The organism is Pseudomonas sp. YL2, from assembly GCF_023063025.1.
GTDB classification, from domain to species: domain Bacteria; phylum Pseudomonadota; class Gammaproteobacteria; order Pseudomonadales; family Pseudomonadaceae; genus Aquipseudomonas; species Aquipseudomonas putida_A.
Window position 1 is genome coordinate 23174 of the sequence record NZ_JAJSLU010000015.1, and the last position, 22590, is coordinate 45763.

Here is a 22590-nt window from a genome sequence, read left to right on the forward strand (position 1 = left end):
GTTTTTTGTTTTGTCTGATTGAGCGGGGTGCCTTTCGGACAGCGAAACGCCCAAGGGTTTGGCACATCCTGAATGTTTAGGACGGCTTACTGCCTTGGGCGGGATGGGCGCAGATTGGTCGACGGCAATGCGAGGAGAAAGATAGAACTGCTTCGGAAAGCCTACAAGCCAGCCACTTCCGCAAGATTTGTAGGCAAATGCGCGGGCGCTTGTAGCCCCAATGTGGGGGTGATAACGGCCTGATATGAGTGGTTTGCCTGTTGGTGGTTGAAAACGGCCATGGCTAGGCGGTTTTTGAACTGGCGGCAGACTTGGGTTTTTCGCTGACTGGGCTGGCGTTTTCGCGAGCAAGCCCGCTCCCACAATGGTTTTGCGGTGTTCTGGAATGGTGTGGTCGGCGCAAAACCTGTAGGAGTGAGCCTGCTCGCGAAGGGGCATCCACGGTGTGTGGATTTATTCATCACCATTCTGGACACAGTGTTTGTCCAACCGACCGATTTTTGCCGTGCGCTTGAACCCCTAACATCGTCTCCACTCCGTGAACAAACACGGTTCCCCACGAGACGGTGAACATCATGAAATTTGTAAAAATCGCTGTACTTCTGGCCCTTGGCGGTATCGGCGCGCAGGCGTTTGCAGCTGACGAGACCGCGCAAGTCGAGGCCTACAACGCCGCCGCTCAAGCAGACATCGCCCACGTAGTGTCGATCTCCGAAGCGGCCAATCAGTGCGGCGCGGTGCCGGTGCAGATGACTTATGACGACTCGACCGGTGCACGGCATGTCGTGCAATACCAGGTGATGGGTAGCGGTTGTTCCAACGGTTGATGGTCGATGCCGGCGCTGGAGGGTCGACACTCCGGGTCTGCGACACTAAGCGTTGGCAAGTTCCTTGGCGCCGGCCATGTCTTCATCGGATGCCAGCAGTTGCGGGATGGCGGTTTTCAAGAACTCCACCCAGGTCTTGATTTTGGCGTCGACGAATTTGCGCGACGGGTAGATCGCGAACAGGTTGTATTCCTCCAGGCGGTACTGCGGCAGTACCCGCACCAGCGTTCCTCCCACTAATCCTTCGACGGCTGATGCCAGCGGCTGAATGCCGATGCCCATGCCATTTCTGATCGCCGTGGCCATGCCGTCGGCGGTGTTGATGTGGAAGGGTGAGTCGGGGATATTCTGCGTTTCCATGCCTTGCGGGCCTTCGAACACCCAGTTGTCTGCGGGCATCACCGTGTTGACGATGCGCAGGCAGTCGTGCGCGGCGAGGTCGGCGGGTGTGGCGGGGTGGCCGCGTTTGGCCAGGTACGCCGGTGAGGCGCAGAGGATGCTGTAAGTAGTGCCCAGGCGTTGCGCGACGAAGCCGGAATCCGGCAGGTCGCGGGCGAGGACGATCGACATGTCGTAGCTTTCTTCGAGCAGGTCGGGCAGGCGATTGCTCAGGGTCAGGTCGAACATCACCGTGGGGTGAATTTCGCGGTAGCGGGCGATCGCATTGATCACATAGTGGTTGCCGATGGCGGCCATGGCGTGGATCTTCAGACGCCCGACCGGCAAGGTCTGCGCGGTGCCGGCTTCGTCATCGGCCTCGCGCAGGTCATCGAGAATTTTCTCGGCGCGCTGCAAATAACGCACGCCGGCTTCGGTCAGGGCGAGGCGGCGAGTGGTGCGGTTGATCAGGCGCGTGTGCAACCGGGCTTCGAGGCTGGAGACGGCTTTGGAGACGTTGGTCGTGGTGGTGTCGAGCACATCGGCCGCAGCGGTGAAGCTGCCGCTCTGGGCGACGGCGACGAAGCAGCGCAGGGTCTGAATAACGTCCATCGTTGTGGTTGGCTCTGTGGCTGGGATGGCCATTCTAGGGTTTGCCGCGGGTGGTGTTGCAAATGTTTGCGAACGAGGGGCGCGCGCATGGCGGGTGAAGGGCTTGAAGACATTCTGGCGCCGGGGCTTTCGGTGGTGTTTTGCGGGATCAATCCGGGGTTGCTCGCGGCGGCGTATGCGGCGTTGACGGGGCAGGAGGTGGTGGCGCCAGCGTCGAAAATCTAAACACCACCACTGCGCAAAAAGTTGCGCAGTTGCTTCGCCAATTTCACCCGAGAATTCCCTTCAAGCCTCTCTAAATCAAGCCCTCCAGCCAAGTGCGCAAGAAGTTGCACAGTACTGCGCAACTTCTTGCGCACTTTTTTTCTGTTTATCGAAATTTAAACGCCTAAACGCGAAGGCATTGCCGGCAACCCGTTGATCCGTAATAGCTAGCTGATGGCTGGCACGGAATTTGATCTCTGAGCAGGCACCCGGGCAGGCAATGGTGCCTGTCGGTTGTGTATTTTCGAGCAAGGAGAGCATCCCCATGGCAACACCAGCGTACATGTCCGTCACTGGCGAAAAACAAGGTCTGATCACTGCCGGCGCGTTCACCGCCGACTCCGTGGGCAACACCTTCCAGGAAGGTCACGAAGACCAAGTCATGGTTCAGGCCTTCACCCACGACGTGATCATCCCGCGTGATCCGCAATCCGGTCAGCCAACCGGTCAGCGCGTGCACAAGCCAGTGGTGATCACCAAGGTCTACGACAAGGCTTCGCCTCTGCTGCAAGCGGCTCTGACCTCCGGCGAGCGCATGAGCGAAATCGTTATCCAGTGGTACCGCACTTCGGCTCAAGGTACCCAGGAGCACTACTACACCACCAAACTGGAAGACGCGATCATCGTCGCCATCAACAACAAGATGCACAACTGCCAGGACCCGTCGAACGCCCACTTCACCCACCTGGAAGAAGTGCAGTTCACCTACCGCAAAATCACCTGGACCCACGAAGTCTCCGGTACTTCGGGCTCCGATGACTGGCGTGCTCCAGTCGTTTAATCGCGACTGATGGTTGTACTGCCCTGGCCAGTGCGGCTGGCCGGGGCGGCTTTGACCGACAGAATTTTTTGCGTGCGCCACGCTTCATGGAATGGCGCCCGTCGCAGCATTGCGCGAGGAACAAGGGATGTTCTCACCGGCCAATCAGCCTCATTTCAATCTGACCATCGATGGCGCGGACAGCGATTTCCAGGTGCTGTCGTTCACCGGGAAAGAGGCGCTCAACACCCCCTTCGAGTTCGAGCTGGAACTGGTCAGTGAGAAAGCCTCGATCAACCTCGAAAGCCTGCTGCACAAACTCGCGTTCCTGCAGCTGTCGCCCAGCGGCACGGGGATTCACGGGCTGATCTACAGCATCGCCCAGGGCGAGGCCGGCAAGCGCCTGACCCGCTATAAAATCTCCCTGCGCCCGCAGCTGTCGTACCTCGCGCATCGGGTCAACCAGCGCATCTTCCAGCAGATGACCGTGCAACAGATCATCAGCAAGGTGCTGGAAGAACACGGCATTCTCGCCAGTGACTATCACTTCCAACTGAGCGCGATTTATCCGGAGCGCATCTACTGCGTGCAGTACGACGAAAGCGATCTGCATTTCGTCCAGCGCCTGTGCGAGGAGGAGGGGATTCACTACCACTTCCAGCACACCTCCAGCGGCCACAAACTGATGTTCGGCGATGACCAGACGGTGTTCCCGAAACTGGCGCCAGTGGCTTATCAGCAGGACTCCGGACTGGTCGCCGATCAACCAGTGGTCAAGCGTTTCGGCCTGCGTCTGGCGACCCGCACCAGCCGCACCACACGACGTGATTACGACTTCGTCAAACCGAAGATCGAGCTCGAAAGCGATGCCAAGAGCAGCGCTCAGCCGGATCTGGAGGATTACGATTACCCGGGGCGTTTCGTCGATCGCGAGCGCGGCAAACACCTGGCCAATCGCGCACTGGAACGTCATCGCACGGACTATCGTCTGGCCGAGGGCAACAGCGATCAGCCGATTCTGGTCAGCGGGCATTTCCTCGCCCTTACCGAACACGCCAACCCGACCTGGAACGATCTGTGGCTGCTCACCGAGATCTTCCACGAAGGCAAGCAGCCGCAAGTGCTCGAAGAGTCGGTGACCAGCGACACCACTGACAACAAGGACGATTTCCACCAGGGCTACCGCAACCGCTTCAACGCGATCCCGTGGGACGTGCCGTACCGGCCGCCGCTCGATCACCCGAAACCGAAAGTCCTCGGCACCCAGAGCGCCGTGGTCTGCGGCCCCGAGGGCGAAGAGATCTACTGCGACCAGTACGGTCGGGTGAAGGTGCAGTTCTTCTGGGACCGCGAAGGCGAGCACGACGACAAGACCAGTTGCTGGATGCGCGTGGCCTCAAACTGGGCCGCGGAAACCTTTGGCGCGATCAACATTCCGCGGGTCGGCATGGAGGTGTTGATCACCTTCCTGGAAGGCGATCCCGACCAGCCGCTGATCACCGGTTGCCTGTACCACGGCGCGAACCTGCCGCCGTACAAACTGCCGGACTTCAAGACCCTGGCCACGGTCAAGAGCAAGGAATACAAGGGCAGCCGCGCCAACGAACTGCGCATCGACGACACCACCAGCGAGATCAGCATCGCGCTACGCAGTGATCACGGCGCGAGTGCGATCAACCTCGGTTACCTGACCCACCCACGCCCGAGCGGCGGGCAGCCGCGTGGCGAAGGTTTCGAGCTGCGCACCGACCGCCATGGCGCGGTGCGTGCCGGTGCCGGCCTGCTGATCACCACCGAGCCGCGCCCGAACGAATCGAAGCACCACAAGGACCTGCCGGAAACCGCCGAGCGCCTCGCCACCGCCAGCGATCAGCATGACGGTTTCGCCACTCAGGCCAAAGAGCTTCAAGCGCAAGAGGCCGGCGATCAGGACGATGTGGCCAAGGCGTTGCACGCGCAGCATCAAGGTGTGCTGGGCAGTGGCCCGGCGAACATGACTGCCAATGAATTCCCTGAATTCACCGAGCCGCATCTGGTGCTCGCCAGCCCCGCCGGTATCGCCCTGACCACGCCGCGCTCCAGCCACATCGCCACCGGCGAACACCTGGCGCTGAGCAGCACCGGGCACACCAGTTTTTCCATTGGCAAACGCCTGCTGGCCAGTGCCAGTCGCGGCATGCGTCTGTTCGTGCAGAGCATGGGCTGGCGCCTGGTCGCGGCCTCCGGCGACATCGACGTCAAGGCCTTGAAGGACAGCATCAACCTGCTGGCCAAACTCAACATCACTGCCAACGCCGACCGCATCACCATCACCGCCAAGACCGAACTGGTGATCCAGGGCGGCGGCAGCGCGACCACCTACAACGCCGGCGGCATCACCCACGCCACCACCGGCCCGTACACCGCGCACGCGGCGAACTTCGCCTACACCGGGGCGAAAAGTCTGGCCGGCGTATTCCCGGAACCGCCGAAACCGGGCAAGGGCAATCTGGAATTGTTCAACCAGTACGCCGGGCGTCAGGGCATCAAGGAAGGCGATTACGAAGTCATCGACGCCCTCGGCAAAAGCATCAAGGGCAAGCTCGACGCCAAGGGTTTCGCCAGCGTCGCCGGCGCCGCCCCAGGCCCCGCGCGTGTGTTGTTCGGCAAGGATCCGGCGGACACCTGGAGTGAGGGCAGCTACATCGGCAAAGCGGAGTGGCCGCTGAAACCGCCAGCCGCAGAAGACGTGCCGAGCCAGGTGCAGGCGATGGTTGCGCAGGTTCTGCCGAACAAGAACTGGGACATGCTGGAGAAGGGCAAGGAACTGGCGCAGAGCGGCATGGGCGCCATGCAGACCGCACAGGGCGCAATGCAGACGGCGCAGCAGGTGAAAGGGGCGGTGCAGGGCGGGGTGGCCGGGTTGCCGAAACTTGCCAGTGCGGCGCTGCCGAATGCATCGAGCATCCTCGGCGCAGCGAGCAAGGCAGGGAAACTGCCAAGCCTCCCGGCCCCGTCCTTGCCCAAACCATCGCTTAAGACGCCTGGCCTGCTGAATGGGGAGGTGCTCTCATGACTGAGGCAGCCGTTGCCAAGAAGCGCGAGCCGCAGGTCGCTATCGTTCCGCTCAACACGCTGGACGTGCAGGACGTAGGTCGTGGTGCCGCCCGGTTTGATGCCTGGCTGCGATCCATCAGCGGTGGTGTCGTCACGCTCGATCGAATCAAAGGAGTTGCCGGGTCGCTGCCGGTTGTCGGCAACATCATGGCGCTGGTCGATGCGCTGGGCGATATCGTCACGCTTACCAGAAGCAAGCAGCGGGAGTTGCTTGATTGGGTCAGCCTGGGAATCAACCTGATCGGTGTTTTACCTGCGCCTCCGACCATGGCGGCTGCTCGTATGAGTTTGCGTCCGACCTTGTTTCTGGTACGTCAGGAATTGCGTAACAGCGTCAAGATGCTGTTGGGCGATTCAATGATCGAAGTGCTGGTCGGGCATTTGAACGCGACAATCGTCGGCACGATCGATGACTTCGTGAAACAGGCTCAAGGCAAACTCTCGGGCATTCTCGCCGATGCAGGAAAACTCGGCGAAAGCGCAGTCACCGAAATTGCCAAGGGTCTTGAGGCCGTTGTAAATGGCAAGCTTGATTCAAAAGGCGATGCGCGCGCGGCTGGACAAAAGATCACGGCGGCGGGCAATCAACTGCTCAGCGATCCCAAAGCGGCAATCAGTAATATCTTCGGGGCGGCATTCAGTGCCTACAAAGCCGTGGGTAAAGGGGTTGCCAACAGCGCGGCGAAGAATCTTCTGCCGGATCAGGCCAAAAAACTGGTGATGACGCACACCGGCTCATTGAGAGCGATGGGGCCTGAGATCAAAACCCAATTGAGCAAGTTGGGTGACCCGGGAACGCGTCACACGATTGGTTGGTTGTTGCAAATGCTCGCCGGTGCTGTGTTGACGTGGCGCAAGCGTCGTGGGCATGGACAGAGTGCCAGCGTTAAACCCAACGCCACCAGTAAGGCTCAGAACAAGGCAGGTGAAGGACGACTCGAGGCCAGCAGCCATCAGGCTCCTGCGAACGCCAACGCCAATGGCAAAAAAAATGGTGCTTGTGCGGGTACTTGCAACAGCATCAGTTTTGCGTTGGGATCCGAGTCACTGAGCCATACCGATTTCAGCCTGCCGGGTCCATTTCCTGTCGAGTGGGTGCGCACCTACAGCTCCCGGTTCGATGCTTTTGACAATGGCGAATCAGGGGCACGGTGGGTAACAGAGTTTACGACCCGATTCGACTGCAAGGACGATGGACTGGTTTTTTTTGGAGCCGATGGTCGTAGCATCGATTTCCCCCTGCCCAAGCCAGGCCTCTTTCACTATGACCCCGTTGAAAATCTCACGCTGGTTCGTTCCGCTGAGGATCAACTGCTCGTTTGCTTCGGTTTCGAGCGCAAGGAAACCTATGTCCGTCGTGGTCGTTCCTTTTGGCTGACGGATGTCAAAATGCGCAGTGGTGCCGGGCTGATGCTGCATTACGAGCATCGTCATGGGGACTCCCTCGTATTATCCGACCTGATCACCTATCAAGGTGACGTCACGCAAGTCCACTTGCACGTCGGAACGCTGCTTGATGATCAAGGACGCTTGACCGGTCTCTGGGAGATTCGTGACGGCGCGCCTGTACGGCAATTGTGCCATTACCAATACGACATCCATGGCAACTTGATCCAGGCGCAGGATGAAAACGGTGCGGCCTGGAGTTATCAGTATCAGCATCACCTCCTGACTCGGTATACCGATCGCACCGGCCGCGGGTTGAATCTGCAGTGGGATGGTCACACATCGCACGCCAGGGCTGTGCGCGAGTGGGCGGATGACGGCAGTTTCGATACTCGCCTTGAATGGGACGAAAATATCCGCCTGACTTACGTGACTGATGCCCATGGCAACGAGACTTGGCATTACTACGACATCAAGGGCTATACCTACCGGATTCGCTATGCCGATGAACGTTCAGAGTGGTTCTTTCGCGATGATGCGAAGAACGTGATTCGTCACGTTCATACAGATGGCACCACCGATCGCTACAGCTATGACGAGCGCGGTAATTTGCTCGAGCACATCAGTCCCGACGGCAGTGTCGCTCACTACGCCTACGATGATCTCAACCAACTGATCAAGGTCAGTGATGCAGAAGGCGGTCAGTGGCAACGAGCTTACGATGACGCCGGCAATCTGGTGGAGTCGGTCGATCCGCTTGGCAACAAGACGGAGTACGCCTATGACAAAGCAGGTCAGTTGATCGCTATCAAGGATGCAATTGGCAACGAGAAAACGCTTGAGTACAACGTTGCCGGTCAGCTTCTCAAATATACCGATTGCTCTGGCAAGACCAGCGAGTGGGAATACAACGATCGCGGTCAGATGATCTGCTTTACCGATGCAGCGGGGCAAAGCACCGAATATCAGTACAAGGCCGGGCATGTCGCCTTGATAACGCATCCGGATAAAACCGAGGAGCGATTCGAGCGTGATGCCGAAGGGCGTCTGCTCGCTCATGTTGACGGTCTGGATCGCTGTACGACGTGGAGCTATAACGCGGCCGGTCTGGTTGCCGAGCGAGTAGACGCCTGCGAGCAAACGCTTCGTTACCGTTGGGACCTGCTAGGCCGTTTGATAGCACTCGAAAACGAAAACGAGCAGCGCACCCAGTTTCACTATGATCCTGTCGGAAGATTGCTTGAGGAAAAAGGCTTCGACGGCCTTGCCACACGCTATCAATACGACGCTGAGAGCGGGCGGTTGGCGAGCGCCATCAGCGGTGAACGCATCATTTCGATGACGTTTGACCCAATGGGGCGGCTTGTTGAACGCCATGCGAGCCTGGGCAATGCGACTCAAAGCGAATCCTTTGCGTATGACGGTAATGGCAACATGGTTTTGGCCACGAACGACCAGAGCCGGTTGCTGTGGTTCTATGATTCGGCCGGTAATCTGATCAGAGAGCACCAGCATTATCAGGATCTGGATGCACCGCTCGTTGCCATCTGGAGGCATGAGTACGATGCCCTCAATCAGTGTGTCGCCACGACTCGTCCGGATGGCCATCGGGTGAGTTGGTTGACGTACGGCAGTGGGCATTTGCTCGCGTTAAAACTGGATGATCACGAACTGGTCGGCTATGAGCGAGATGATTTACATCGCGAAGTCGCTCGTTATCAAGGGAATCGCCTGCGCCAGACGCAAAAGTGGGATCCGGCAGGGCGGCTACAGGAGCAACTGCTCGGTCGAAGCGACGACAATTCGACGTTGCTCAAACGCCAGTACCAATATGATGCGGTCGGCCAGTTGACCGAGCTGAACGATACTCGTCGCGGACCGCTTACCTACCGTTATGATCCGGTCGGGCGACTGATCAGCGCAGCAAGTCGCCTCGGCGTTGAAAACTTCGCGTTCGATCCTGCCAGCAACCTGCTCGACGAGAAGGTGACAGAAGTGCGCCGGCCTCTTGATCAGGCCCCGGCACGTAGTCGGTTGGTAGACAATCTTTTACGTGAATACGTCGGTACTCATTACGAGTACGACGATCGTGGCAACCAGACATTGCGTTGGCACAATGGTCAACGCAGTCGATTGCAATGGGACCTGTTCGATAGGTTGGTGCATTTTGAGGATGATCGTCTTTCGGTCAGATACGCCTACGATGCCTTGGGTCGCCGGTTGTATAAGCACTCGACAGCCCATTATGTGAACCGTCCTGAAGCGGGTTCGCACTGGAATAAAAATGAGCAGGGGCGCATTCAGCGCTTGCTTGGCTGTGGCTTGACCTTGTACGGGTGGGACGGGGACAACCTTTCCTGGGAAAGCAGTCCAGCCCCTATTGATGGGGGGACAGGTCGCACCGTCCATTACGTTTATGAACCCGGCACATTCGTACCGGTGGCTCAAGCCCTCACACACGCCTCGATTGATCTGTTGAGTCAGCCTGAATATATCGGCGGCGACAATCTTGAAGATGATCCGCTGTGGACTCACGCTCCTGAAGCACAACCGTTCGATGCCCTGGCCTGGTATCAGTGTGACCATTTAGGCACACCATTGGAACTTACCGATCAAGACGGTGAGATAGCCTGGAGCGCTCAATACAAAGCGTGGGGGCAGGTGAAAGAACAGACATCAGCCTCGGCAGTGCGGCGCGGGCTGACTAATCCCATTCGTTTCCAGGGTCAGTACCACGATCACGAAACAGGCTTGCACTACAACCGCTACAGGTACTACGACCCCCATGTAGGTCGCTTCATCTCGAAAGACCCGATAGGTCTGATGGGCGGTATCAACCTTCATCAATACGCGCCTAACCCGACGCAGTGGGTGGACCCTTTAGGTCTGGTCAGAAAACCGCCATCCAAGCGCGCGCTGAAGGACGGTGCTGGAGCCTCCGCCAAAGACATCGCTGCGAGCAAGGTCGGCGGCGGTAGTCGGAAAGGACAAGCGGCATGTCGCAAAAAACTTATTGCCAAAAGCAAACCGGTGGGTGTGTACAAGTGCTGGCGGTGCGGGCATACCTCTAGCAATCCTGATGACATGCACTTGGGGCATAAAAATGTGGCGACCTCGAATGGCGGCAACCTGGCCGATGTCAACGTAGATCTTGAGGGCGCATCGTGTAACCTGAGTGCTGGAAACAGCGGTTACGTGAAAGAAGGGATGTCGTGTGTCGAACGTGGAAGTTGTGGAGCGCCATATGGACGATAAAGAATTGCCTGTTCTGATTGAGGTGTTTGTATCAGATGACGATGGCCCTGTATTCGAGGAGCTTCCTGCAATCGCGATGGGGCAGGATACTTATCAGCTGCTGTCCTCACCTGGTCTTGCGTTGAATTTGGCTCGAGGTGACATCATCTCGATAAAAAACAAAAACACTCACGCTGAAGTCCTGAAGCGCGGAGGAAATTTTTGTATTCATATTTACGCCGACTACATCCCCGAGGACGTCATTGCACAACTGGAAACTGATGTTGGCAATGAACTGGGTGGAACGCTGGATGGCGTTTTCGAAGGCAACCTGTCACTGGCTGTGCCCTCAAGCAATGGCATGGACAGCATCAATGCGTTTTTTGATCGGTTCCGCGAGAAATCCGGACTCGAATGGTATTACGCCAACATCTATAAAAACATTGATGATGAAGATGATGAAACGCTGCTCAATTGGTGGCTGCAGAGCTGACTGACAGGCCAGCGGACGGCAAGGTCACGAGACCAGGATCAAGTCAAAGGAGTGACAACATGAAAGACGCCATTCGCTTGGGCGACTCCACCACCCACGGTGGCAAGGTGCTCGAAGCCTTCTCCCAGACTGATCTCAATGGCAAGCCTGTTGCCGGGGTCGGTCACAAGGTCAGCTGTCCACTGTGCAAAGGGGTTTTCCCGATTGCAGAGGGCAGCAGCACCTACACCGTTGATGGCACGCCCATCGCTCTGGACGGTATGAAAACCGCTTGCGGTGCTGCGCTGATTGCAAGCGGCCCGAAAGGGGCTGTGATCAGTTGAATCAACATGTACCGCATCGGCATATGCCGGGCATCACCTGATGTTTGTTGCATGAGTGTTGGCAGGCCCAGGCCATCAATCATTTCTTTAAAGTCTTGAACTATCTTACGGATGAGATGCAGTCATGACGACTGAAACGCCTGTCGCGAAAGTACGTGAACCTCAAGTGGCGATCGTTCCGCTCAACACCATTGACATTAAGGATGTCGGACGCGGTGCAGCCAGATTCGATGCCTGGCTGCAATCGATCAGTGGTGGAGTAGTCACGCTTGAGCGCGTCAAGAACGTTGCCGGAGCGTTGCCGGTGGTGGGCAACATCATGGCCTTGGTGGATGCGCTCGGAGACATTGTTGTCCTTGCCAAAAGCAAGCAACGCCAGATTCTGGACTGGGTCAGCCTGGGTATCAATCTGATCGGTGTTTTACCGGCGCCACCCACAATGGCCTCGGCGCGTATGACCTTGCGTCCGACCTTGTCACTGGTGCGTCAAGAACTTCGTAACAGCGCCAAGATGCTGCTGGGCGATTCGCTGATCGAAGTCCTGATCGGACATTTGAATGCCACCATTGTCGGTACGATCGATGACTTTGTAGAGCAGGCCAAGCCGAAGCTGGCTGAAATACTCGACAACGGCGGCAAGCTTGGCCAGAACGCGGTCAACGAAATCGCCAAGGGACTGGAAACGGTCGTCAACGGCAAGCTCGATGCAAAAGGCGACATGAAGTCGGCGAGTGCCAAGATGAGTGCGGCCGGAGGTCAGTTGTTGCATGACCCCAAGGCAGCCATCAGTAATATTTTCGGCGCAGCGTTCAGCGCCTACAAGGCTGCCGGTAAAGGTGTTGCCAACAGTGCGGCAAAGAACCTGTTGCCGGACAGTGCCAAGGCTTTGGTGCTGAGCAATACCGGCATGCTTCGTACTATGGGTGTGGAGTTGCGCACTCAAATGAACAAGCTGGGTGATCCCGCTGTTCAGCATTCAATCGGTTGGCTGCTGCAGATGCTGGCAGGTTCTGTCATGACCTGGCGCAAGCGTCGAGCACATGGTCAAGGGGCCAGCGTCAAGCCGGATACTACTTCAAAGACTCAGCACAGGGCTGGAGAGGGGCGGCTTGAAGCCAGCAGCCAACAAGCGCCAGCGACGCATAACTGCAAAACATGTAAAAACGGCGTCATGCCGGGCACGGCGCATAGCATCAGTTTTGCCCTGGGCTCTGAATCGCTGAGCCATACGGATTTCAACCTGCCTGGTGCATTCCCTCTCGAGTGGACACGCACCTACTGTTCGCGTCTGGATGCGTATGACGCCAGCGAGATGGGCGCCCGCTGGATTACGTCGTTGACTACCCGTTTTGACTGTGTTGGCGGGAGTCTGGTGTTCCATGACGCTGATGGTCGCAGCCACGACTATGTGCTGCCCGAGACAGGGCAGACTCACTACGATGCCATTGAAAACATGACGCTGGTACGGGTGACCGATGACCAACTTCTGTTGTGCAGAGGGTTTGAACGCAAGGAAACCTATCTGCGTCGTGGACAACGTTTCGTGCTGGTCGGCGTGGTTTTGCGCAACGGTGCGGGAATCATGCTGCACTACGAGCATCGCCACGATGGAATGCCGGTGCTGTCCGACCTGATTACCTATCAGGGTGATATGGCCGACGTCAGATATCACCTCGGCACCCTGCTTGATGAGCACGGTCGCGTAAAGGGGCTTTGGCTGATCAGCGACGGTGTTCCTCAGCGTCAACTGTGTGCCTATCACTACGACAGTGCCGGTGATTTGATTCAGGCTCAGGACGAGAACGGGGCGGCGTGGAGCTATGAGTACCAGCATCATCTGATCCGTCGTTACACCGATCGGACCGGACGGGGCATGAATCTGGAATGGCAGGGCACAGGCGCTGATGCGCGGGCCGTTCGCGAGTGGGCGGACGACGGCAGTTTCGACACGCGCCTTGAGTGGGACGAGAATATTCGCCTGACCTATGTCACCGATGCGTACGGTAACGAAACCTGGCACTACTACGACATTCTTGGTTATACGTACCGCATTCGCCATCCGGATGAACGTTCCGAATGGTTGTTCCGTGACGAAGCGAAAAACCTGATTCGCCACGTACATGCTGACGGCACAACTGATCGCTTCATCTACGACGCGCGTGGCAACGTCGTCGAACATTTGCGTGCCGACGACAGCGTGCTGCATTTTGCCTACGACGATCTGGATCAACTGATCAAGACCAGCGATGCAGAAGGGGGGCAGTGGCAGCGTGCTTATGACGATCATGGCAACCTTGTGGAAGCAGTCGATCCCCTTGGTAACGTAACGGAGTTTGCCTACAGCGTGGCAGGGTTGCCGACAGCGATCAAAGACGCCGCCGGCAATGAGAAGAAGCTCGACTACAACGATGCCGGTCAACTGATCGAGTATGTCGACTGCTCAGGAAAGACCAGGGCCTGGGAGTACAACGAACTCGGACAGATGATCTGTTCTACCGACGCGGCCGGCCAGAGTACCGAGTACGGGTATCGACTGGGCCAGCTGGCCTGGATCAGGCACCCGGACAAGACCGAGGAGTATTTTGAACGAGACGCTGAAGCCCGGTTGCTCGCGCACACGGATCGTCTTGGCCGCTGCACTACCTGGAAATATACAGCTGCCGGTCTTGTAGCCGAGCGCATCGATGCTGATGAGCATACATTGGTCTACCGCTGGGATCGTCTCGGGCGCTTGCAGGCGCTGGACAACGAAAACGAGAGCCGGGCGCATTTCCTCTACGACCCGATAGGTCGCCTGCTGGAAGAAAAGAGCTTTGATGGTCGTATCACCCGCTATCGGTATGATTCTGATACGGGCCATTTGAGTCATATCGTCAACGGCGAGCGTGTGATTTGCGTGAGCTTTGATGCCATGGGACGCCTGATTGAGCGGCGCGCCAGTCAAGGTGAGAAATCGCAAAGCGAGCGCTTCATTTATGACGGCAACGGTAACCTGATTGAAGCCGCCAACGCAGACAGTCGTTTACAGTGGTTTCACGACCTGGCCGGCAATGTGCTGCGCGAGCATCAGCATTACCTTGGGCTGGACCAGCCCCCGGTAGTTGGCGTGTGGCAGCACAAGTACGATGTGCTCAACAATCGGGTCGCGACAGTTCGTCCGGACGGGCACCGTGTCAGCTGGCTCACCTATGGCAGCGGTCATTTGTTGGGGCTGCGCCTGGACGAGCACGAGCTGATTGGCCTGGAGCGCGACGACCTTCATCGTGAGATTGTCCGGCATCAGGGCAACCACCTGCAGCAGACGCAAAAGTGGGATTCTGCCGGGCGTTTGCAGGAGCAGGTGCTGGGGCGCAGTGAGGACGGTGCGACGCTTGTCAAACGGACATATCAATACGATGCCGCTGGTCAACTGACTGCGATCAACGATACCCGAAGAGGCGCGATTTCATACCGTTATGATCCTCTCGGTCGACTGTTGGAAGCAGCGACACGACAGGTGGTTGAAACATTCACCTTTGACCCGGCCAGTAATCTGCTTGATGAAAAGGCGAGTGAAATTCGACGACCACTGGACCGGTCTCCGCGCCAGGAGAGGCAGGTAGACAACCTGCTACACGAGTACGAAGGTAATCAGTTCACATACGATGAGCGCGGCAACCTGGTCGAGCGTCTGCAAAACAATCAGCGGAGCTTCCTGCAATGGGATCTGTTTGACCGTTTGGTGCGATTTGAAGATCAACGCTTGTCGGTTGAATTCGTCTATGACGCTCTTGGACGTCGTCTTCACAAAAACTCTGTCGCCCATTCCAAGGGGCGTCCCGAGGCGGGGTCGCACTGGAACCGGAACGAGCATGCACGCATACAGCGAGAGTACGGCTGTGGCTTCACGCTCTACGGCTGGGACGGTAACCGACTTGCCTGGGAAAGCAGTGCCGCGCAACTGGATGGCGGTGCCGGACGCACGGTGCACTACATTTTCGAGCCCGGTAGTTTCATTCCTGTAGCACAGGCCATACGACATGCCCCGATTACACTGACGAATCAGCCTGAGTATCAGGGAGAGTACAGCCTGGATGACGATCCGTTGTGGAATCGCAAGGTCACGGTTCAGCCAATTGACGTTTTGCTCTGGTATCAGTGCGATCACCTGGGTACGCCTCAGGAACTGACCGACTCTGAGGGGCAGTTGGTCTGGACGGCTCAGTACAAGGCATGGGGGGCGATATCGGAGCAGCAATCGCAATCGGCCCGACAAAGTGATGTGAGAAATCCTATAAGATTTCCGGGGCAGTACCATGATCATGAGACCGGGCTGCATTACAACCGGCATCGTTACTATGACCCGGCGGTGGGGCGATTCGTCAGCCAGGATCCGATCGGTTATGCGGGCGGTCTGAATCTCTACACCTATGGTCCGAACCCTACAGGTTGGGTGGATCCGATGGGCCTGACGGGGGTCGATGTCTATCGGGCCATGAAAACCGACGAAAAAGGAAAGCCCATTGCTGACTCGACCGCGCGTGGCCTAGGGGTACGTCCTGTCGATATTCCAGTTGATAAAGATGGGAACGTTCATCCCAATACCGGTGGGATGTCCGTAGCGCCGGATACTCCGCAAAACCTGCCGGATCATCGGCGCCCCTCCACGTTACCCGGCGGAACCGGCAAAGACAGCGCCTGCAAATTGAATACCGCTTCACTTCCGGAAAGTCTTCGTTACGTGCAAGACAAAAAAACTCACGGAACCATTCAGCCTAGTAAGGCCATGCCACTTTCTGATTACCAGAAGGCACTAGGGTCGACGGCTGAGCATTGGGAGAAACAATGATGAAAACGCTTGATAAACCGTTGGACGATGAACTGTCCGGCGCATTGAGGAGGGGGGATGATCTTCTTTCGATACGGGAAATCCTGCTGAAGTATCGAGATAAGGGTTTTTCGGCTATATCGGTTAATGAACTGTTGGGGTCAATGCGCGGTGATGCCGATGAAGAGTTGGAGGATCGGATTCTGGAGGTGATGGATATCGTTACCGGGTTTTGTGCGCCAGCTCTGGAAGTCTGGTAAGCGGCGGGTTTGGAATTGAGAAGTTTCACTGGAAATCTGGGAAATGAGCATGAAAAACACTGCTGTGATCCTTGCACTGACCGCCACTTTCGGCCTCTGCGCCCTGGCCCGCGCAGAAGCGCCAGATCCCGCTACCCTGAAAAGCATGTATGACAGCGGTCGCAACATGTCGGGCCTGATCAAGCATTGCGTCGACAAGGGCTACCTGAAAGCGGACAGCACGGAAAACGCCAACAAGATGGTGGCGTTCGTTGCGAATATGCCGGGCGCGTTCGACAAGGCTGATGGCGACAAGAACGAAAGTCTCGGTCGCAAAGGCGAAGTGTTGGCCGACGGTCAATACAAGAGCCTGCAAGGCAACCTGCCGCCGGATCTGAGCCTCAAGCAATGGTGCGAGCAAGCGGATCAAGGGATGCGTGAGGGGCTCAAGCAAATCGGCTTGTAAACCACATCGAAGAGAACACTTGCCATGAAATCCGAAATACCACCCACCGACGCTTCGGCACTCATCGACGCTCGAATCGCTGAACTGGCCGATTGGCGTGGTGCCATCCTCGGCGAGATTCGCAAAGTCATGCACCAGGCTGATCCCAAGGTGGTGGAGGAGTGGAAGTGGCGCGGCGTTCCGGTGTGGTCGCGGAGCGGGATCATTTGCACCGGGGAGACTTACAAGGCGGCGGTGAAGATGACCTTCGCCAAGGGCGCGGCGCTGGCTGATCCGGCGCGGTTGTTCAACGCCAGCCTTGATGGCAACACCCGCCGGGCGATTGATTTTCATGAGGGTGACAAGGTCGATGAACAGGCCTTGCAAGCGCTGATTCGCGAGGCGATTGCGCTGAATTTGTCGAAGTGAATCGTGGCGCTTGCTTTGGCTCAGAAATAACTGGCTGTTTTAAAACAAATTTTTTTGCACTCAGGGCTTCCCAGATCAAAAAAAGGTTGGTAAATTGCGGCCCATTCTCGCAGAGCTTGTTACAGAGCTTGAGATACAGGGGCGTCGCCAAGCGGTAAGGCAGCAGGTTTTGATCCTGCCATGCGTTGGTTCGAATCCAGCCGCCCCTGCCATATTCAGAAAAAACGCCAGTCCGAAAGGGCTGGCGTTTTTTTATGCGCGCGATTTGTGGCTGGGGCTGACAGTTGCCTGAGCCGTACCGGAAGACTGTTGTAAACTGCCCCGCGAAAAGTCCCGGCGGGTTGTTGGCCGGCGACCCTCATTCTCTCCAGACCAGAGACTTACATGGCTAATCACGACCTCAGCTTCACCCCTGATCCGGATGCGGATTCGATTTCCTCCGATGTTGTCGGTTTCAACGGCATTCTGGTCTCGACCCAGATCCCGACCCGCGCCGACGGCAGTCTGGAGCTGGGCGATATCACCCTGCAAAGTGAATGCACCCTGCAGGCGCTGAAAGTAGCGCTGGAGCGGGCCGGCAGTTCGATGGATCGGGTCATGCACCTGACCATCTACCTCACCGACATGGCTGACCGTGCGGCATTCAACGAAGTCTACAAGCGCTTCTTCGCCAAGCCATGGCCGGTGCGGGCCGCGGTGGGCGTGGCGTCGCTGGCGGTGGAAGGCATGCGCGTGGAAGTCACCGCGATGGCCGCCAAGGCCTGACCGCCCCCTGTAGGAGTGAGCCTGCTCGCGATAGCGGTAAATCAGCCATCATCAACGTTGACTGTGCCACCATCATCGCGAGCAGGCTCACTCCTACAGGAGACTCTCGTGTCGGATTGGAGCGAGGTCATCTGCCACTTGGCAGCACAGGCGTGCCGCTCGGGCGTTTCGCGGCTACAATGCGCGCCTTAACCGTGACAGCCTGACTAAAAAAACTATGTCCTTGCCCAAGCATCATCTGGAATTGCTCAGCCCCGCCCGTGACGTGGCGATTGCCCGCGAGGCGATCCTGCACGGCGCCGATGCCGTGTACATCGGTGGCCCGAGCTTCGGCGCGCGCCACAACGCCTGCAACGAGGTGAGCGAAATCGCCGAGCTGGTGGAATTTGCCCGCCGTTATCACGCGCGCATTTTCACCACCATCAACACCATCCTGCACGACAACGAACTGGAGCCGGCGCGTAAGCTGATCCACCAGTTGTACGACGCCGGTGTCGACGCGCTGATCGTCCAGGACCTGGGCGTGATGGAGCTGGACATTCCGCCGATCGAGCTGCATGCCAGTACCCAGACCGACATCCGCACCCTTGAGCGGGCGAAGTTCCTTGATCAGGCCGGTTTCTCGCAACTGGTACTCGCCCGCGAGCTGAACCTGAAAGAAATCCGCGCCATCGCCGACGAAACCGATGCGGCCATTGAATTCTTCATTCACGGCGCACTGTGCGTGGCGTTCTCCGGGCAGTGCAACATCTCCCACGCGCAGACCGGGCGCAGCGCCAACCGTGGCGACTGCTCGCAGGCCTGCCGTTTGCCGTACACCCTCAAAGACGAAAAGGGTGGGGTGATCGCCTACGAAAAACACCTGCTGTCGATGAAGGACAACAACCAGAGCGCCAACATTCGCGCGCTGGTCGAAGCCGGTGTGCGTTCGTTCAAGATCGAAGGTCGCTACAAGGACATGGGCTATGTGAAGAACATCACCGCCTATTACCGCCAGCGCCTTGACGACGTGCTCGAAGACCGCCCGGACCTGGCCCGCGCTTCCAGCGGCCGCACTGCGCACTTCTTCCTGCCGGACCCGGAAAAGACTTTCCACCGTGGCAGCACCGACTACTTTGTCACCGATCGCAAGATCGACATCGGCGCGTTCGACTCGCCGACCTTCACCGGCCTGCCAGTGGGCACCGTCGAGAAAGTCGGCAAGCGTGACATGCAGGTGGTGACGCAGGAACCGCTGTCCAACGGCGATGGCCTAAACGTGCTGGTCAAGCGTGAAGTCGTGGGTTTCCGCGCCAACATCGCCGAGCCAAAGGGCGAGTTCGAAGAAGACGGCGAGAAGCGCTATCGCTACCGCGTCGAGCCGAACGAAATGCCCGAAGGCCTGTACAAACTGCGGCCGAACCATCCGCTGAACCGCAACCTCGACCACAACTGGCAACAGGCGCTGCAGAAGACCTCTGCCGAGCGTCGTGTCGCATTGAGCTGGGTTGCACGCCTGCGTGAAGAACAGCTGGAAGTGACCGCGACCAGTGAAGAGGGGATCAGCGCCAGTGTGACCCTCAACGGCCCGTTCGGTGTGGCCAACAAGCCGGAGCAGGCGCTGGAGCAATTGCAGGATCTGCTCGGTCAGCTCGGTACCACGCAGTACCACGCCACCGACATCAAGCTCGACGCGCCGCAGGCGTTCTTCATCCCGAACTCGCAGCTCAAGGCCTTGCGCCGTGAAGTGATCGAAGCGCTGACCGCTGCTCGCGTCGCCGCACACCCGCGTGGCAGCCGCAAGGCCGAAACCACGCCGCCGCCGGTGTACCCGGAGTCGCACCTCTCGTTCCTGGCCAACGTCTATAACCAGAAGGCACGCGACTTCTACCACCGTCATGGCGTGAAGCTGATTGATGCGGCCTACGAGGCGCACGAAGAGGCCGGTGAAGTGCCGGTGATGATCACCAAGCACTGCCTGCGTTTCTCGTTCAACCTGTGCCCGAAACAGGCCAAGGGCGTGACCGGTGTGCGCACCAAGGTCGCGCCGATGCAGCTGATTCACGGCGACGAAGTGCTGACCCTGAAGTTCGACTGCAAGCCGTGCGAGATGCACATCATCGGCAAGATGAAAGGCCACATCCTCAACATGCCGCAACCGGGCAGCGTGGTCGGCCACATCAGCCCGGAAGACCTGCTGAAAACCATCCCGCGCGCGCCACACTGAGTGACGGGCGGGCGTGGCGCTACGGTGTCACGCCTGCGCGGGCTCTCGCTCCGCCAGCTCTTCGAGCAGGTCGGCTGACGGCACAAAGAACAGCCCCCCGGTGACTGCCGTGCTGAAGTCCAGCAAACGGTCGTAGTTGCCGACGGGTTTGCCGACAAACATGTTCTCCAGCATCTGCTCGATCGGTTCCGGCGAGCGCGCGTAACCGATGAAATAGGTGCCGAACTCGCCAGCCCCCGGGCGGCCGAACGGCATGTTGTCGCGCAGGATCTTCTGCTCCTGACCGTCCTTGGTGATGGTGGTCAGGGCGCTGTGGGAATTGCTCGGCTTGACCTCTTCACCGAGTTCGATGTCGGCCAGCTTGGTGCGGCCGATCACCTTCTCCTGAGCCTCGACGCTCAACGCATTCCACGCCTCCATCTTGTGCAGGTACTTCTGCACCAGCACATAACTGCCGGATCCGAACGCGGGGTCTTCGTTGCCGATCAGGGTGAAGTGGTCTGCCTTGCGGCCCACCGGGTTCTCGGTGCCATCGACGAAACCGATGATGCTGCGCATGTCGAAGTAGCGGAACCCCTGCACCTCATCCACCACGGTGATCGCGCCATTGAGCGCGCTGCACAACTGGGTTGCCAGTTCGAAACACAGATCCATCTGGTCGGCACGGATGTGCAGCAGGATGTCGCCCGGCGTCGCAACGGCGCGACGGCCCTCGACGCCGAACTCGCGGAACGGATGCAGCGAGGCCGGGCGTGGACTGCCGAACAGGGCGTCCCAGGCGCTGGCGCTGAAACCGCAGACACATGACAAGTTGCCGTTGGGCACACGTTTGCCGACCGAACGGGTGAGGGCGGCGATGTCGCCGCACCAGCCGCGCACCTGACTGGCGGCGTCGCTGCCGGGCAGCAGCGTGGCGACGATGAAGATCGCGCTGCTGGTGATCGGGTTGCAGATCGCTTGCGGCTCGGGGGTATCCATTGATGAGGTCATAGTCGGTTCCATATGCGCGGGGCCAAGTTCGGCGCTCAGTATGAAACCAAAAACGTTTCATCGGTATCTCAGAAGCGACCCAGTCGATAGGCATCCATCGTCGGCACGCCGGAATGGGTCGAGGGAGACGCCAACTGAGCAATCATCTCGGCAGTCACCGCCGCCTGCGTCAGCCCCAAATGCTGATGCCCGAACGCGAGCAGCACCTTGCCGTCGCAGACCTTGTCGATGACCGGCAGCGAGTCCGGCAGCGACGGACGAAAGCCCATCCACGGCGTCGCGTCTTCAGCGTTCAAATCACGGCGGAATAAGCCCTTGCTCAAACGGTGTAACTGCCAGGCGCGTTCCATAAACGGCGGGCGCTCCAGACCGGCGAACTCAACGGTGCCGGCCAGGCGCAAGCCGCCGGCCATCGGCGTCATGATGAACTTGCGCTCCAGCGACGTGACGGCGAACGGCAGTCGCTCGTGCTCGTGGGGCAACATCAGGTGATAGCCGCGCTCGGTGTCCAGCGGCACGCGTTTACCGGTCAGCGCAGTGGTGAGCTTCGCCGAATGCGCGCCACAGGCGATCAGCACCTGCCGCGCGGTGAAACGCCCCTGATCGGTGATCAGTGACACGCCATGCGCCTGCAACTGGCCGCCCTGAACCTCCTGCTGAATGAACTGCACGCCGGCCATTTTGGCCGCACTCACCAGTTCGCACACCACCTGATACGGGTCGAGAAAATGCCCGGTGCGCGGGTAGAACAACCCGCCCTGAATCTGTTCGCTGAGCTGCGGCGCGGTGTCCCGCACGGCGCTGGCCGACCAGAAGTCCACGGGCACCTGTTGCTGACGCATGCGAGTCTGCAAGGCGTCGATCGCTTGCCGCGACTCGGCGCGCTCGAACACCAGCAGCGAGCCGTCCTCCTTGAGCAGGTCGGGGCGGGCGATGCTGTGCAGCAGGCGCTTCCAGGCGTCGAGGCTGCTTTCGTTGAGCGCGCGCAAACCGGCCACGGTGCGCTGAAACGGAGCTGGGCGCAGGTTCAGCAGCAGGCGGCTGAACCACGGCACGGCGCACGGCAGGTACTTCCAGTCCAGGCGCAGCGGCCCCATCGGGTCCATCAGCATCGCTGGCAGACGCTTGAGGATCGACGCATCGGCAATCGGAAACACCTGCTCGGTGGCCAGATGCCCGGCGTTGCCGAACGAGGCGCCATGACCGGGCGGCTGCTTGTCGATGACCACCACCCGTTTACCCTGACGCGCGAGTTGCAGAGCGCAGGCGACGCCGATGATGCCGGCGCCGATCACCGCGATGTCGGCGTTGTCCGTTGTGAGGTTGTCGGGCATGT

15 protein-coding genes, 1 tRNA gene and 1 pseudogene are annotated in these 22590 nt (G+C 58.6%); 14 read left to right on the top strand and 3 right to left on the bottom strand.

Annotation, left to right across the window (positions count from 1 at the left end; all coding sequences use genetic code 11):
* The first annotated feature begins 575 nt into the window (after window positions 1-575).
* The gene (locus LVD08_RS20195; RefSeq protein WP_247269046.1) at window positions 576-827 is read left to right on the top strand and encodes a DUF2790 domain-containing protein; all 252 of its coding nucleotides are present in this window, start codon (window positions 576-578) and stop codon (window positions 825-827) included.
* 45 nt (window positions 828-872) lie between these two features.
* Here LVD08_RS20195 and LVD08_RS20200 read toward each other — a convergent pair whose 3' ends face one another.
* A complete protein-coding gene (locus tag LVD08_RS20200; RefSeq protein ID WP_115990012.1) occupies window positions 873-1817 on the bottom strand; it encodes a LysR family transcriptional regulator in 945 nt (314 codons plus the stop codon).
* 87 nt (window positions 1818-1904) lie between these two features.
* Between LVD08_RS20200 and LVD08_RS20205 the strand changes: the two are divergent.
* The 13 genes and pseudogenes from LVD08_RS20205 to LVD08_RS20265 form a co-directional block, all read left to right on the top strand.
* Window positions 1905-1991 (top strand): annotated as a pseudogene (locus tag LVD08_RS20205) (G/U mismatch-specific DNA glycosylase); the annotation flags it as partial.
* 355 nt (window positions 1992-2346) lie between these two features.
* Entirely contained in the window at window positions 2347-2862 is a 516-nt protein-coding gene (locus tag LVD08_RS20210; protein ID WP_027613808.1) for an Hcp family type VI secretion system effector, read from the top strand.
* A 127-nt stretch (window positions 2863-2989) separates the two neighbouring features.
* Window positions 2990-5896: a type VI secretion system Vgr family protein gene (locus LVD08_RS20215; RefSeq protein ID WP_247269047.1), complete on the top strand. Its 2907-nt coding sequence runs from the start codon at window positions 2990-2992 to the stop codon at window positions 5894-5896.
* Complete coding sequence (locus LVD08_RS20220) at window positions 5893-10578, top strand: RHS repeat-associated core domain-containing protein (RefSeq protein WP_247269048.1); 4686 nt, start codon at window positions 5893-5895, stop codon at window positions 10576-10578. The genes LVD08_RS20215 and LVD08_RS20220 overlap by 4 nt, the downstream gene beginning before the upstream one ends.
* Window positions 10568-11050 (top strand): DUF4265 domain-containing protein, encoded by a 483-nt coding sequence (locus LVD08_RS20225; protein WP_247269049.1) that lies wholly within the window; start codon window positions 10568-10570, stop codon window positions 11048-11050. The genes LVD08_RS20220 and LVD08_RS20225 overlap by 11 nt, the downstream gene beginning before the upstream one ends.
* 59 nt (window positions 11051-11109) lie before the next feature.
* Window positions 11110-11373, top strand: coding sequence for a PAAR domain-containing protein (locus LVD08_RS20230; RefSeq protein WP_007969244.1), 264 nt, complete (start codon window positions 11110-11112; stop codon window positions 11371-11373).
* Window positions 11374-11497: 124 nt separating this feature from the next.
* Window positions 11498-16201 carry an RHS repeat-associated core domain-containing protein gene (locus LVD08_RS20235; protein ID WP_247269050.1) on the top strand — a complete coding sequence of 1568 codons (4704 nt, stop codon included), beginning with the start codon at window positions 11498-11500 and terminating at the stop codon, window positions 16199-16201.
* Entirely contained in the window at window positions 16198-16440 is a 243-nt protein-coding gene (locus LVD08_RS20240) for a hypothetical protein (RefSeq protein WP_007969247.1), read from the top strand. Before LVD08_RS20235 ends, LVD08_RS20240 begins: the two co-directional genes overlap by 4 nt.
* Before the next feature lie 49 nt (window positions 16441-16489).
* Complete coding sequence (locus tag LVD08_RS20245) at window positions 16490-16885, top strand: hypothetical protein (protein ID WP_027613812.1); 396 nt, start codon at window positions 16490-16492, stop codon at window positions 16883-16885.
* A gap of 24 nt (window positions 16886-16909) precedes the next feature.
* Window positions 16910-17293, top strand: coding sequence for a DUF1801 domain-containing protein (locus LVD08_RS20250; protein WP_247269051.1), 384 nt, complete (start codon window positions 16910-16912; stop codon window positions 17291-17293).
* Between the two features lie 137 nt (window positions 17294-17430).
* Window positions 17431-17505, top strand: a tRNA-Gln gene (locus LVD08_RS20255).
* 172 nt (window positions 17506-17677) lie between these two features.
* A complete protein-coding gene (locus LVD08_RS20260; protein ID WP_025113298.1) occupies window positions 17678-18058 on the top strand; it encodes a RidA family protein in 381 nt (126 codons plus the stop codon).
* Between the two features lie 217 nt (window positions 18059-18275).
* Window positions 18276-20264, top strand: a complete 1989-nt coding sequence (locus LVD08_RS20265; RefSeq protein ID WP_003224378.1) for a peptidase U32 family protein — start codon at window positions 18276-18278, stop codon at window positions 20262-20264.
* A 27-nt stretch (window positions 20265-20291) separates the two neighbouring features.
* On the opposite strand, the gene LVD08_RS20270 is transcribed toward LVD08_RS20265, so the two are convergent.
* Together LVD08_RS20270 and LVD08_RS20275 are read right to left on the bottom strand one after the other, a co-directional pair.
* A complete protein-coding gene (locus LVD08_RS20270; RefSeq protein WP_247269052.1) occupies window positions 20292-21254 on the bottom strand; it encodes a Dyp-type peroxidase in 963 nt (320 codons plus the stop codon).
* A 68-nt stretch (window positions 21255-21322) separates the two neighbouring features.
* Window positions 21323-22588: an NAD(P)/FAD-dependent oxidoreductase gene (locus tag LVD08_RS20275; RefSeq protein ID WP_247269053.1), complete on the bottom strand. Its 1266-nt coding sequence runs from the start codon at window positions 22586-22588 to the stop codon at window positions 21323-21325.
* Window positions 22589-22590: the final 2 nt, after the last annotated feature.